The following is a 12,632-nucleotide window of genomic DNA, read 5'->3' as shown; positions in this document are numbered from 1 at the left end:
GATCGAGCTGCAAAATGGAGAGAGTCAGCGTCGATCCGGGCGATTGGACCCATTGGTAGTCTGAAACTGGCACGCGCTCTGTCCGCAAAACTGCGCGAGGTCAATTTGCAGCGGGAGAAACGCTGTCTCTATTCTGTCACGCGTTGCGAAATGGCCACGAATCCGCGCTGCAAGACCTGAATTAGCGAGCGATTACTGGCCCATGATCGCCGGAGCGTCGGGCTTGACCGGCGTCGGCTTGATCGGTTCAGCCTCATTGGCGAGGATTCCGACCACCTGGGTCCACACCGCCACATTCTGCCGCAGCTGCACCGGATCGATCTTGTCGAGCGTATCGTCCGGCGTGTGGTGCAGGTCGAAATAGCGAGTGCCGTCCTGCTTGAGATCGATGATCGCAGTGTTCTGCTCGCGCGCAATGTTGATATCCGCTCCGCCATTCGCGACATTGTTCGATGTCGCTACGCCGAAACGCGCCACGGCCTGCGCGATCCGCCGATGCAATCCGGCATTGGCGGTGCTGAAATTGCTATCGAAGCGCCAGATCCGGTCTGCCCCGAAGTCGCTCTCCAGCCCTACTCCGATCGGTTCGTCCCGATGCGCCGCGGCATAGGCCTTGCTGCCCCACAGGCCGGTCTCTTCAGCCCCGGCAAAGAGCACGCGCACAGTCCGCAGCGGCTGTCCGCTACGCTGGACATGAAGCGCCGCCGCTGCAACGATCCCGCATCCAGCACCGTCGTCGATCGCGCCTGTGCCCAGATCCCAGCTGTCGAGATGGCACGCAACCAGCACCGGAGGCAGCGAAGGATCGCGCCCCAGAATCTCGCCAACAACATTGCCGCTCTTGGTGGTTCCGAGGAGTTGCGGCGTCAGCACCAGCTTCATGCGGACCGGCCTGCCATCAGCGCGGGCGAAAATCCGCTCCAGATTGTCGGCATCGGGATTGCTGATCGCGCCTGCCGGAATCGGATCGACGCCTTCGGCAAAATTGGTTCCGCCGGTATGCGGCGTGCGGTGGTTCTCGGTCCCGATCGAGCGGATCACCGTTGCAATCGCGCCCTTGGTCGCGGCGAGGCTCGGCCCGGTCCAGCGCGCGGGGCCGGCAAAGCCATAGCTCGATCCGTCCTGCGTGGGCCGCATGTCATGGCTGATGAAGGCGATCTTGCCCGCAAGACTGCCTGCCGGTGCTGCGGCGAGATCGGCATAGCTCGGGAAATAGACGACTTCAGCCTCAATCCCTTCGGCTCCGGTCGAAGCCGAATTGCCGAGCGCGGTGATGTGCATCGGCTGGGAGAAAGGCGCAATGACCCAAGCCCGTTCCTCGCCGCGCACCCAGGTCGGCATGTCATAGGGTTCGTCGGCGACATTGGCGAATCCATGCCCCTTCAGCCAACGCATGGCCCATGCCCGTCCGCGCGCTTCGGCCTCGGTACCCGCCTGTCGCGGCCCCACTTCCGTGGTGATGCCTTCGACGAAGTCCCACGCCCAGCCATCACCCGCGAGCGCATGGTCGGCCTGCTCTTCAAGAGAAGGCGTCGGCTTGGTGGCATGGGCAGCGGTGGCGAGCGAAAGCGCGGCAAGCGCGAGGAGCGGAGTTTTCATATGCGGTGCTGCTAATCCCGCGCGTTCCCCAAGTCCAGCTTGCCCTTGCCCTGCGCAGTCCCTATCTGCGCAGCCAAATTCCGTTCACGCGAAATTCCCTTAAAGGACGACCCCAAGGAACCCCAATGGCCGCCCAGTACGCATACGTCATGAAGAACATGACGAAGACCTTCCCCGGTGCGCAGAAACCGGTGCTGAACAACATCAACCTGCAGTTCTACCAGGGCGCCAAGATCGGCATCGTGGGCCCGAACGGCGCGGGTAAGTCCACCCTGATCAAGATCATGGCGGGGATCGACAAGGACTTCACGGGCGAAGCATGGCCGGGCGAGAACATCACCGTCGGTTATCTCGAACAGGAGCCCGAGCTAGATCCGACCAAGACCGTGCTCGAAAACGTGCGCGAAGGCGCAAGGGAGACCGCCGACCTGGTCGCGCGCTTCAACGAAATCAGCGCGCTGATGTGCGAGCCGGACGCCGATTTCGACGCGCTTGGCGCGGAAATGGGCGAACTTCAGGACAAGATCGACGCGGTCGACGGGTGGACGCTCGACAACCAGCTCGAAGTGGCGATGGAGGCCCTGCGCTGCCCGCCGGGTGACATGGGCGTCGAAACCCTTTCGGGCGGTGAAAAGCGCCGCGTCGCGCTGACCCGCCTGCTGATCCAGAAGCCTTCGATCCTGCTGCTCGACGAACCGACCAACCACCTCGACGCCGAAAGCGTCCAGTGGCTGGAAAACCACCTCAAGGAATATGCCGGCGCGGTGCTGATGATCACCCACGACCGCTATTTCCTCGACAATGTGGTGGGCTGGATCCTCGAACTCGACCGTGGCTCCTACTATCCCTACGAAGGCAATTACTCGACCTATCTCGAGAAGAAGGCCAAGCGCCTGGAGCAGGAAAGCCGCGAGGAATCGGGCAAGCAGAAGGCGCTGCAGCGCGAACTCGAATGGATCCGGCAGACGCCCGCCGCGCGCCAGACGAAGAGCAAGGCGCGTATCCGCAAGTTCGAGGAACTGCAGAACGCGCAAGACAATCGCGCGGTCGGCAAGGCCCAGATCGTCATCCAGGTTCCCGAGCGCCTCGGCGGCAAGGTGATCGAAGCCAAGAACATTTCAAAGGCCTATGGCGACAAGCTGCTGTTCGAGAACCTCAGCTTCACCCTGCCCCCGGGCGGCATCGTGGGTGTGATCGGGCCGAACGGCGCGGGTAAATCCACCCTGTTCAAGATCATTACCGGCAAGGAACAGCCCGACAGCGGCACGATCGAGATCGGTTCGACCGTACGGCTGGGTTATGTCGACCAGAGCCGCGACCACCTCGATCCCAAGCACAATGTGTGGGAGGAAATCTCCGACGGGCTCGATTACATGAAGGTCAATGGGCAGGACATGAGCACGCGCGCCTATGTCGGCGCGTTCAACTTCAAGGGCGCAGACCAGCAGAAGAATGTCGGCAAGCTGTCGGGCGGTGAACGCAACCGCGTGCACATGGCCAAGATGCTGAAGGCAGGCGGCAATGTGCTGCTGCTGGACGAACCGACCAACGACCTCGACGTCGAAACGCTCGCCGCGCTCGAAGACGCGATCGAGAATTTCGCCGGCTGTGCCGTGGTCATCTCGCACGACCGCTTCTTCCTCGACCGCTTGGCGACGCATATCCTCGCCTTCGAAGGCAACAGCCATGTCGAATGGTTCGAAGGCAATTTCGAAGCCTATGAGGAAGACAAGCGCCGTCGCCTCGGCGATGCTGCGGATCGCCCGACGAGGCTGGCCTACAAGAAACTGACGCGGTGATCTGGCGCTAGGGGACGCTGGCGGCCTGTGAGCGCCAGGCCGGGTCAGCCTCCTCCGGCTGGCAGGTCGCTGTTGATTATGTCCGCAGCGGCCTTCCACTCGCCATCGACCTTCCGCCAAACGACGACGTACTTGCCGATTTCGATCTGTTCCGTGCCGTCGGGTGCAACCGAAAGGCGATAGGTTCCGCGATCGAGCGCCATGTCGCCTGACGCTGACACGATGATCTGTTCCGGAGCGAAGGTGAGGTCGAAGCCGGGCGTGCTCATCATCGCCGCCCAGTTCTCCTGAATAGCCGCCCGTCCTTTGCCGATCGGAGCATTGGCGGGCATGAAGGCGCCGTCTTCGGTATACATCTGGGCAATTGCGGCGGCGTCCTTGGACTTGATAAGCTCGAGCCAACGAGCGACCTGGCCGCGAATGGCATCCTCGTCGGCAGCGCTCGCAGTGGTTGCGGCGGCGTCGTTAGACGCGGCGTTCGTGTTCTCTTTTCCGGCATCGCATGACGAGATGAGCAAGGCGCTCGCGGTAAGCAGCAGCAGGCGGATTTTCATGGCATCCCTCCCCAAGAGCATGATGGCTCGAAATTACCACGGAATCCGCCGCAGCGGTAGAATGCAATGCTCGCCATGTTTGGCCGTCACATCGGTGACCCATGCGACACATGCGACATAGTCCTGAAAGAGAAAAAACTCCTCCCGCATCTGGCCGCTACTGCTTGGACTGTGGGGATATAACGATGGCAAAGAGCGCTACGCTCTTGCCAGATCGCGGAGCTGTAGGAAAACCGGAATGGCATCATCTTACGGTGCAGCTTTCGCCCCTTTGACGCACTGCTACACCGCTGCGCGTGTCTGAAAGCTGCACCACCGCCTAGCCTCGCCCACGATACATTGCGGAAGTGCCAATTAATGCTCGAATTCCTCGCCCCGATCGCGCTGGCAGCCAATGCTACCCCCGATGGCACGCGGCTGAAAGAAGGCGACGCTTGCTATGCCTTTTCCGCGGGCGATCAGCCACTCGGCTTTACCTGGCAAAGCGTGCGCGCGGCGGAGGACGGCGATATTCCAGTGTGGGAAATTACCGTACGGCAAATTATGACCTATAAGTCATTCGACATGCGTGACGTATTCATACTGCGCCGATCCGACTTGCGCCCAATCCGCATGACCAGCTTCAGATCGGGCGAAGAACAGGTACGAGTGCTTTATGGCGCGGAGCAGGTCGAAACGATCAGGCCCGGCACCGCATCGATGGTAGAGCCATTACCAGGCCCGGTGTGGGACGGAAATTTATGGGGCCTGACCTTTGCCGCGCTGCCGCTGGCCGACAGCGCCCATTTCGAGCTTCCATATTTCCACTATGACAAGGGCTTCGGCCACTTCACGCTGGACGTTGTGGGAAGCGAGGATGTGGCCGGGCGCGCGGCATGGGTCGTCGAGGCCGATCCCGGCAGCGGGCGCAAGGCGCGCTATTTGATCGCCAAGGACGCTGCCGAAGAGCTGGGCTATTCCGGCGGGGCGATCGTGCAGAGCCCCGGCGGCGATTGCAGCGCACTGGCCGGCGAATAGACGTTCAGTCAAATCACCCCAAATATTAACGGGAGGCTACGCGTCCGGTTCAGTTTGATGACAGCGATCGAGTCGTAACCAGAGGCATCGAACGGTGCCGCAGGTGGTGGAGCGGCAGCAACAGGAGCCGATCCATGACTATAGCCAGACTGATGAAGGGTAGCGCCTTTGCCGCCATTGCGGCTGCACTTTCCTTCTCCGCAATCCCCACCGCCGCTTCCGCGCAAGAACGCCAGGCCGAAAGCAAATCAGAGCGCCAGCAAGCCCGGCAGAACTCGGGCCAGCGCCGCGAATTCCGGCAGGAAAATCGCAGCGAGCGCCGCGAAGCTCGCCCCCAGAGCTCGCAGCGCCAGAATTACGAAGGCGAGCGCCGCGTCCAGCAAGTCGACAGACAGCAGGCTCGCGAGCAGCGGGCCGCTTCGTACCAGCAGCAGCGCGAAAATCGCAGCACGCGGGAAGCTTACCGTCCGGCCGAGAATCAGCCGGGCAGCGAGCGGCGCATTGCTCGCGAGGAATATCGCACCGAACGCCGCGAGCAGCAGTCGAATGATGGTCGGCGCAACCAATCATATTCAGACGGGAGCCGCAACCGCGACTATCGCGATAATCGGCGCGATGCCCAGAGCGATGACCGGCAGGCCGAACGGCGTTCAGACTGGCGCGACGATAGGGTGCGCGATGCTCGGCGGGACGCCTATCGCGACGGTCGCCGCGACGAGCGCAACCGCGACCGCTATGAAGACCGGCGCGACTATCGCGACGGCTATCGTGACGGGCAGCGTCATGTCTATCGCGACCGGCGCTATTACGACCGCGGCCACTACTCGGGCCGGTACGACCGCTGGGACCGTAAGCGGTGGCGCAACAACAACCGGTACAACTGGTATAACTATCGCCATTCGCACCGGAGCGTCTTCCGCCTGGGCCATTATTATGCCCCCTATCGCAGCCACTATTACAGCCGGATCAGCATAGGTTTCTACCTCGACGGCCTGTTCTTCGGATCGCGCTACTGGATCAACGATCCGTGGCAATATCGCTTGCCAGCAGTCTACGGACCCTATCGCTGGGTGCGCTATTACGACGATGTCCTGCTGGTCGATATCTACACCGGCGAAGTGGTGGACGTGATTTACGACTTCTTCTGGTAATCGCTTCAGCGAGCGGCCGGTTGCGCATTCCGGCCACGAGGAACCCCCGCCAGCCCAGGCCAGCGGGGGTTCTTGCGTTTCGGTCAGGCTTTGGGCTCGCCGAAAGGAAGCATCCGGAAGATATTGCCGTCTTTGTCGATGAAGGTGTGCTTCAGCGTGCCGAGGATGTGAACTGCCACCAGCACGAGCAGCACCGTGCCCGCAGCCGCGTGGGATTCGAAGATCGCTTTGGCTCCATCCGGGTCGGGAGCGACCGGCAGCGGCGGCAGTTCGAACAGGCCGAACACGCTGATCGGTGCGCCATATTTCGACATCGCGAACCAGCCGGCAATCGGCATGACGGTCAGCAGCACGTAGAACGCGATGTGCGTTCCCTTCGCCAGCATCCGTTCCCATCCCGCAAGGCCGCTCGAAAGCGGGGGGGGCTTGCGGATGAAACGCCAGACAAAGCGGAGCAGGATCAGCGCCAGTATTATCACGCCGATCGAGAAGTGATTGCTCATTATCTCGCTCTTCGCTTCCTGGGTGGCGGCATGCTCGCCCGCTTCGGCAATCCGCCAGTTGGCGATCACCGCGATGGCGACCAGCCAGTGGAGCAACATTGCAACACCACTATAACGCCTTGAACTTCCTTCCGTCATGACGCGTATCTCCCCGTCAGTTTGCAGCGCCATAGTAACGGTTCGATCCACGCGAGCAAGCCGATCGGCCTGTACCGCGCGGGCTTGCACCTTGAGGCGGCTTTGCTAAGCCCGCGCCATGACGCCCAAGCAGGACATCATTCCCGACCAAGACGCGATGAAAAGCGCGGGCGAAGCAGTGCGCACGCGGCTCGCTGCCGATCCGGGAGCCTATACGGTGGATACGGACCTGGCCGAGATCTTCGCATTCGGCGATTTCCTGACCGCCGCCGAATGTGTGCGACTGTGCATGATGATCGACGACACGGCCAAGCCGTCGACCCTGCACGAACAGGATTATTCGAGCGGCTTTCGTACCTCCTATTCGGGCGATCTCGATCCCTACGATCCCTTCGTGATGGGAATTTCGCGGCGGATCGACGACTTGCTTGGCCTGAACCCGGAATGGGGGGAGGCGATACAGGGGCAACGCTACCTCCCCGGTCAGCAGTTCAAGCCGCATAACGACTGGTTCTATACGACCGAGAAATATTGGGAGCTTGAGCGCAAGCGCGGCGGCCAGCGGTGCTGGACCGCCATGGCTTTCCTCAACGATGTCGAGGAAGGCGGGGAAACCCACTTCACCAATGTCGGGATCAAGATCCAGCCCCGGCCCGGTGTGCTGATGGTGTGGAACAACGCCCTGCCCGATGGCACGCCCAATGAAGACACAATCCATGCAGGCACGCCCGTAGTGAAGGGCAGCAAATATGTGATCACCAAATGGTATCGCACCCGCAAGTGGCGCTGAAGCGGCGCACTACCCTAGGTCAGGATTCGCGCTCCGAATGCGTGGCCCCAAGGCCCGCGTGATCCAGTTTGTGAACCAGCTTGTCCACCTTGCGTGACAGCCGCAAGATTTCCAGCTGGGTGCGCAAATTGACTTCATAGTCGTGGCGCGCGGTGATCCGGTCTTTCGCGGCCTGCCGGTTCTGGCTCATCAGGATGATCGGCGCCTGCACCGCAGCCAGCATCGACAGCATCAGGTTCAGGAAGATGTAGGGGTATTGGTCGAAGGGATGGAAGCCGAGGCGCTCGAGCGTCCGGCTGTTGATCAGCATCCACACGAACAGCACCACGGCAAAGGCAGAGATGAAGCCCCAGCTGCCGCCGATCGCCGCCACCCGATCGGCCAGCCGGTCGCCGACGGTCTCATGTGCATGGGCCAGTTCGTCGGCATCGCGCCCGGTGAAGGTTTCCGCCGCGACACGCTTCAGTACGCGCTGTTCATCGGCTTCGAGATCGTCGTAATCGCGACCGAGCAACTCGCGCGCCAGCTTGTGCGGATCGGCTTCGCGAGTCATGCGCCACTCCCTATCTCTCGAGCGCCTCGGCAATCAGCTTGCGGCTGTTTTCAACGCCATAGAGAGCGATGAAACTGCCCATCCGGGGCCCCTGCTCGCTGCCGAGCAAGGTTTCGTATAGGCATTTGAACCAGTCGCGCAAATTTTCGAAGCCGAATTCCTCGCGCTTTCCGATCTCGTAGACGATCGTCTGGATATCCTCGCCGGGCGTCTCCGGGTTCATGATGGAAAGCGCGCAGTCGAGCGCCCGCAATGCTTCGCGCTCGTTTTCCTTCGGCGCGCGCTTGTTCAGCGTGGGCGCCACGAAATCGCGGTTATAGGCGAGCGCAGTCGTCACCAGCACGTCAAGCTCGGGGTGCTTCGCCGGATCGGCATCCGCGACATAATTGCCGAGATAGGACCAGACCGAATCCCGGTCGGCCTCGGCGCCGAGCACGCCAACGAGGTTGAGCAGCAGGCCATAGGTCACCGGCAGGGTGTCGCCTGCCCCGGGTGCTTCCTCTGCCTGCCAGCCGCCATTGGCGCGCAGCAGGTGCCAAACGGGATTGCCGAGCTGCTTGTCGAGGTCCTGCTCGGCCAGCCGCTCGCGGAACTGCCAGTAGTCGTCGACCGCGCGCGGGATCACGCCGACATGCAGCTGCTTGGCGCTCTTGGGATTGGGGAAGATGTAGAAACCCAGGCTCTCTTCGGAGCCATAGGTTAGCCATTCCTCGATCGTCAGGCCATTGCCCTTGGACTTGGATATCTTCTCGCCATTGGCATCGAGGAACAGCTCGTAGATCAGGCCCTCTGGCTTGCGGCCGCCCAGCACTTCGACGATCTTGCCCGACTGCACGCCGCTGTCGGTCAGATCCTTGCCGTACATCTCGTAGTCGACGCCCAGCGCATACCAGCGCATCGCCCAGTCGACCTTCCACTGCAGCTTGGCCATGCCGCCCAGCACCGATTGCTCGATGGTTGAGCCATCCTCGTCCTCGAAGCGGATCAGCCCCGTATCGGCATCGACCACTTCGACCGGAACCTGCAACACCCGGCCCGTGCTGGGCGAGATCGGCAGGATCGGCGAATAGGTGCGGCGACGCTCTTCGCGCAGCGTCGGCAGCATGATGTCGAGAATGTCCTGATTGTGCCGCAGCACCTGCTTCAGCGCCGGATCGAAGCGGCCTGAATTGTACATGTCGTTCGAGGCGACGAATTCGTAATCGAAGCCGAACCGGTCGAGGAAGGCGCGCAGCATGGCATTATTGTGCGCGGCAAAGCTTTCATGCCCCTTTTCGAAGGGATCGGGGATGCGCGACAGCGGCATGCCGAGATGCTGCGTCAGCAGCGCCTGGTTTGGCACATTGTCGGGCACCTTGCGCAGCCCGTCCATATCGTCGCTGAAGGCAACCAGCCGCGTCTTGCCGTCTTCCGGGCGCGCGCCGATCAGCGCTTCATATGCGCGCCGCACCAGCGTGGTGCGCAGCACTTCCTGGAACGTGCCGATATGCGGCAGGCCCGACGGGCCATAGCCGGTTTCGAACAGCACGGGCGAGCCATCGGGCTTCGTGCCTTCGGGATAGCGTTTGAGCAGCCGCTGGGCCTCCTGGAATGGCCAGGCCTTGTTGACGCGCGCGGCGGCGATAAGATCGTTCATGCTCATGCGGCTCGCCCTATGCGCAAGGCGGCGCATGTTGCAAGCGCGAACAGAGCCAGCGCAAATGATCGCTGCACAATGGCCCGCCGGCGCTTGCGCTCCGTTCCGCATCCGTTCTAACGCTGGTCGGGTGAGTTCGCCGTTTCCCCTTCCCGCACTCCATGCCAGCCATTCGGGCACGTGGCTGAGGCCCGCCAATGGCGTGACGAGCACGGTATCGAAAGGCGACGCGATCATGGCGGCGGCGGACACGCCGGTGCTGCTCCTCAATGCGCCGTTGGTCGCAAGCAGGCTGGGCTATCCCGACCTCTCGGGGCTCGACCTGCTCGAATTGTTCGCATTCGTGCATCCGGCCCGTTTCTGCGTGCCGACGCCGCGTGGCCTGGCCGAGGCGCTGGGGCTGGAGGAACCGCAGGGCGACGAGAACGTCCCGGCTTTCCTGCAAGCGGCTGCGGGGGCGTTGATGGCGATTTGCGAAAGTGCCGAATGGACCGAGCGCGAAGGCGCATGGAGCGCGCTGCAGAACCTCGTCCGGCTGCGCTGGCCGTGGGCGCAAGTGCTTGGCCCATTTCTCGCGCGACCGGCGAAGGCCGAACGCTGGCTGTTCTCGAAGCTGCCCGAATGGGAGGAAGCGCCCGAGCGCCCCGCCCCGCGCCAGACGGAGCTTTCCCCCGCAGCGGTGCTGGCCCGGCTCGATCAATTGACTGGCGCGGGCGCCGAACAGCGCGAGGGGCAGCGCGCCTATGCGCGCGACGCTGCGCAGGTGTTTTCCCCGCGCGACAAGCGCGGCGAACCGCACTTGCTACTGGCGCAGGCGGGCACCGGGATCGGCAAGACGCTGGGCTATCTCGCCCCCGCCTCGCTCTGGGCGGAAGAATCGGGCGGCACCGTGTGGGTATCGACCTATACCAAGAATCTGCAGCGCCAATTGCGGCAGGAAAGCCGCCGGGCGTGGCCCGCCGAGCGGCCCGACGGCTCACCGCCGGTGGTGGTGCGCAAGGGGCGCGAGAACTATTTGTGCCTGCTCAACCTCGAAGATGCGCTGCAAGGCGGCTTTGCAGGGCGCGCCGCCATATTGGCGCAGCTTGTGGCGCGCTGGGCGGCCTATTCGCAAGACGGCGACATGATCGGCGGCGACTTGCCCGGCTGGCTCGGCACGCTGTTCCGCAAGCGCGGTGTCGCGGCGCTGACCGACCAGCGCGGCGAATGCGTCTATGCCGGTTGCCCGCATTACCGGAAGTGCTTCATCGAACGGGCCGCGCGCTCCTCCGCGCAGGCCGATCTGGTCATCGCCAACCACGCGCTGGTGATGGTCAATTCCGCGCGCGGGCGCGACACCGGCCAGCGCCCGACGCGGATCATCTTCGACGAAGGCCATCACGTGTTCGAAGCGGCGGACTCGACCTTTGCCGCAGCGCTCACCGGGCAGGAAGCGATCGAGCTGCGGCGCTGGATCATCGGGCCCGAGCGTAACAGCCGCGGGCGGCGGCGCGGGCTCGCTGCGCGCCTTGCGGATGTCTCTAGCTATGACGAGGCGGGCGGTGACGCAGTGGAGGCCGCACTCGAAGCCGCGCATGCCTTGCCTTCGGACGGCTGGCTGCAGCGCATCCATGAAGGCGCGCCATCGGGCCCGGTCGAGGCCCTGCTGGCGCAAGTGCGCACCGCCACCTATGCGCGCGATGAATCGGGCGGGCAGGAGGCCGGATACGGGATCGAGACCGAAGCCGCAGGGCTACCGGGCGAGCTGATCGAGGCCGCAGGCGATGCGGAAGAAGCGCTTGCTGCAATCCGTGCCCCGCTGATGAAGCTCGGCACACGGCTCGAAGCGATATTGGCGGATGCGCCCGACTGGCTCGACGCGCAGGGCCGCGCACGGATCGAAGGCGCGCGCCATTCGCTCGCATGGCGGATCGACACTCTCGCGGCGTGGGAAGCCCTGCTGGAGCGGCTCGGCGGGCCGACCGACCCCGAATTCGTCGACTGGCTTGCGGTAGATCGAAGCGAAGCGCGCGAATTCGACGTCGGCATCCATCGCCACTGGCTCGACCCGATGAAGCCATTCGCCAAGGTGGTGCTTGAGCCCGCGCATGGGGTGATGCTGACCAGCGCCACGCTGACCGACCGCAGCGAAGCCGGGCCGGAATGGGGCAGCGCCGTTGCGCGATCCGGCGCGGCATGGCTTGAAGTACCTCCCCGGCTCACCGCCGCCGACAGCCCCTTCGACTATGCCAGCCGCGCCGAAGTGCTGATCGTCACCGATATCCGCAAGGGGGACTTGCCCGCGCTGGCCGGGGCCTATGCCCGGCTGATCGAGGCATCGGGCGGCGGCGTGCTGGGCCTGTTCACCGCAATCCGGCGGCTTCGCGCGGTGCATGGCCGCATTGCAGACCGGCTCGCACGCGAAGGCCTGCCGCTCTACGCCCAGCATGTCGACCCGATCGACACCGGCACGCTGGTCGACATCTTCCGCGACGATCCGCGCGCTTCGCTGCTTGGCACCGATGCGCTGCGCGACGGGGTGGACGTGCCCGGCCATTCGCTGCGCTGCGTGGTGATGGAGCAAGTGCCCTGGCCGCGCCCCGACATATTGCACAAGGCGCGGCGGCTGGCGGGCGGCGGCAATGCCTATGACGACCGGATCATCCGTGCGCGGCTGGCGCAGGCGTTCGGTCGTTTGATCCGCAGCAAGGAGGATGCCGGGCATTTCGTGGTGCTCTCACCCGCCTTCCCCACTCGCTTGCTGACCGCCTTCCCGCCCGGCACCCCTGTCCTCAGGCTGACACTTGAGGAGGCTTTACAACGCATCGCCAGTGGTGTTTTCGGTGCGGGCAATCCCGCCACTGGCGTGAACGAATCCGTCGGAGAGGAACCTGCCTGAGGTGAAACCGCAGA

Annotated in this window: 10 protein-coding genes; 5 read left to right on the top strand and 5 right to left on the bottom strand. The window is 63.4% G+C overall.

Annotated elements, in window-relative coordinates; genetic code table 11:
• Positions 1-192: 192 nt before the first annotated feature.
• On the bottom strand, positions 193-1,599 hold the full coding sequence (locus ACUJ47_RS01455) for a M20/M25/M40 family metallo-hydrolase (protein ID WP_445536700.1): 1,407 nt from the start codon (positions 1,597-1,599) through the stop codon (positions 193-195).
• Between the two features lie 125 nt (positions 1,600-1,724).
• On the opposite strand from ACUJ47_RS01455, the gene ettA reads away from it, so the two are divergent.
• Positions 1,725-3,398 carry an energy-dependent translational throttle protein EttA gene (gene ettA, locus ACUJ47_RS01450; RefSeq protein ID WP_445536699.1) on the top strand — a complete coding sequence of 558 codons (1,674 nt, stop codon included), beginning with the start codon at positions 1,725-1,727 and terminating at the stop codon, positions 3,396-3,398.
• A 44-nt stretch (positions 3,399-3,442) separates the two neighbouring features.
• Here ettA and ACUJ47_RS01445 read toward each other — a convergent pair whose 3' ends face one another.
• Positions 3,443-3,952: a YybH family protein gene (locus ACUJ47_RS01445; RefSeq protein WP_445536698.1), complete on the bottom strand. Its 510-nt coding sequence runs from the start codon at positions 3,950-3,952 to the stop codon at positions 3,443-3,445.
• Positions 3,953-4,309: 357 nt separating this feature from the next.
• Here ACUJ47_RS01445 and ACUJ47_RS01440 point away from each other — a divergent pair, with 357 nt between their 5' ends.
• Together ACUJ47_RS01440 and ACUJ47_RS01435 are read left to right on the top strand one after the other, a co-directional pair.
• The gene (locus tag ACUJ47_RS01440) at positions 4,310-4,969 is read left to right on the top strand and encodes a DUF3108 domain-containing protein (RefSeq protein ID WP_445536697.1); all 660 of its coding nucleotides are present in this window, start codon (positions 4,310-4,312) and stop codon (positions 4,967-4,969) included.
• Positions 4,970-5,103: 134 nt separating this feature from the next.
• A complete protein-coding gene (locus ACUJ47_RS01435; protein ID WP_445536696.1) occupies positions 5,104-6,120 on the top strand; it encodes an RcnB family protein in 1,017 nt (338 codons plus the stop codon).
• An 83-nt stretch (positions 6,121-6,203) separates the two neighbouring features.
• Here the strand turns inward: ACUJ47_RS01435 and ACUJ47_RS01430 are convergent, their stop codons facing one another.
• A complete protein-coding gene (locus ACUJ47_RS01430; RefSeq protein ID WP_445536695.1) occupies positions 6,204-6,761 on the bottom strand; it encodes a cytochrome b in 558 nt (185 codons plus the stop codon).
• A gap of 118 nt (positions 6,762-6,879) precedes the next feature.
• On the opposite strand from ACUJ47_RS01430, the gene ACUJ47_RS01425 reads away from it, so the two are divergent.
• Entirely contained in the window at positions 6,880-7,551 is a 672-nt protein-coding gene (locus ACUJ47_RS01425; RefSeq protein WP_445536694.1) for a prolyl hydroxylase family protein, read from the top strand.
• Between the two features lie 19 nt (positions 7,552-7,570).
• Here ACUJ47_RS01425 and ACUJ47_RS01420 read toward each other — a convergent pair whose 3' ends face one another.
• On the bottom strand, positions 7,571-8,104 hold the full coding sequence (locus tag ACUJ47_RS01420) for a DUF1003 domain-containing protein (protein WP_445536693.1): 534 nt from the start codon (positions 8,102-8,104) through the stop codon (positions 7,571-7,573).
• 10 nt (positions 8,105-8,114) lie between these two features.
• Positions 8,115-9,746, bottom strand: coding sequence for a lysine--tRNA ligase (locus ACUJ47_RS01415; protein ID WP_445536692.1), 1,632 nt, complete (start codon positions 9,744-9,746; stop codon positions 8,115-8,117).
• A 124-nt stretch (positions 9,747-9,870) separates the two neighbouring features.
• On the opposite strand from ACUJ47_RS01415, the gene ACUJ47_RS01410 reads away from it, so the two are divergent.
• Entirely contained in the window at positions 9,871-12,618 is a 2,748-nt protein-coding gene (locus tag ACUJ47_RS01410) for an ATP-dependent DNA helicase (RefSeq protein ID WP_445536691.1), read from the top strand.
• Positions 12,619-12,632 lie beyond the last annotated feature (14 nt).

Source organism: Altererythrobacter sp. Z27 (genome assembly GCF_052683155.1).
The sequence above is the reverse complement of the archived record's forward strand: the minus strand, read 5'-3'. Positions and strand labels throughout refer to the sequence as shown.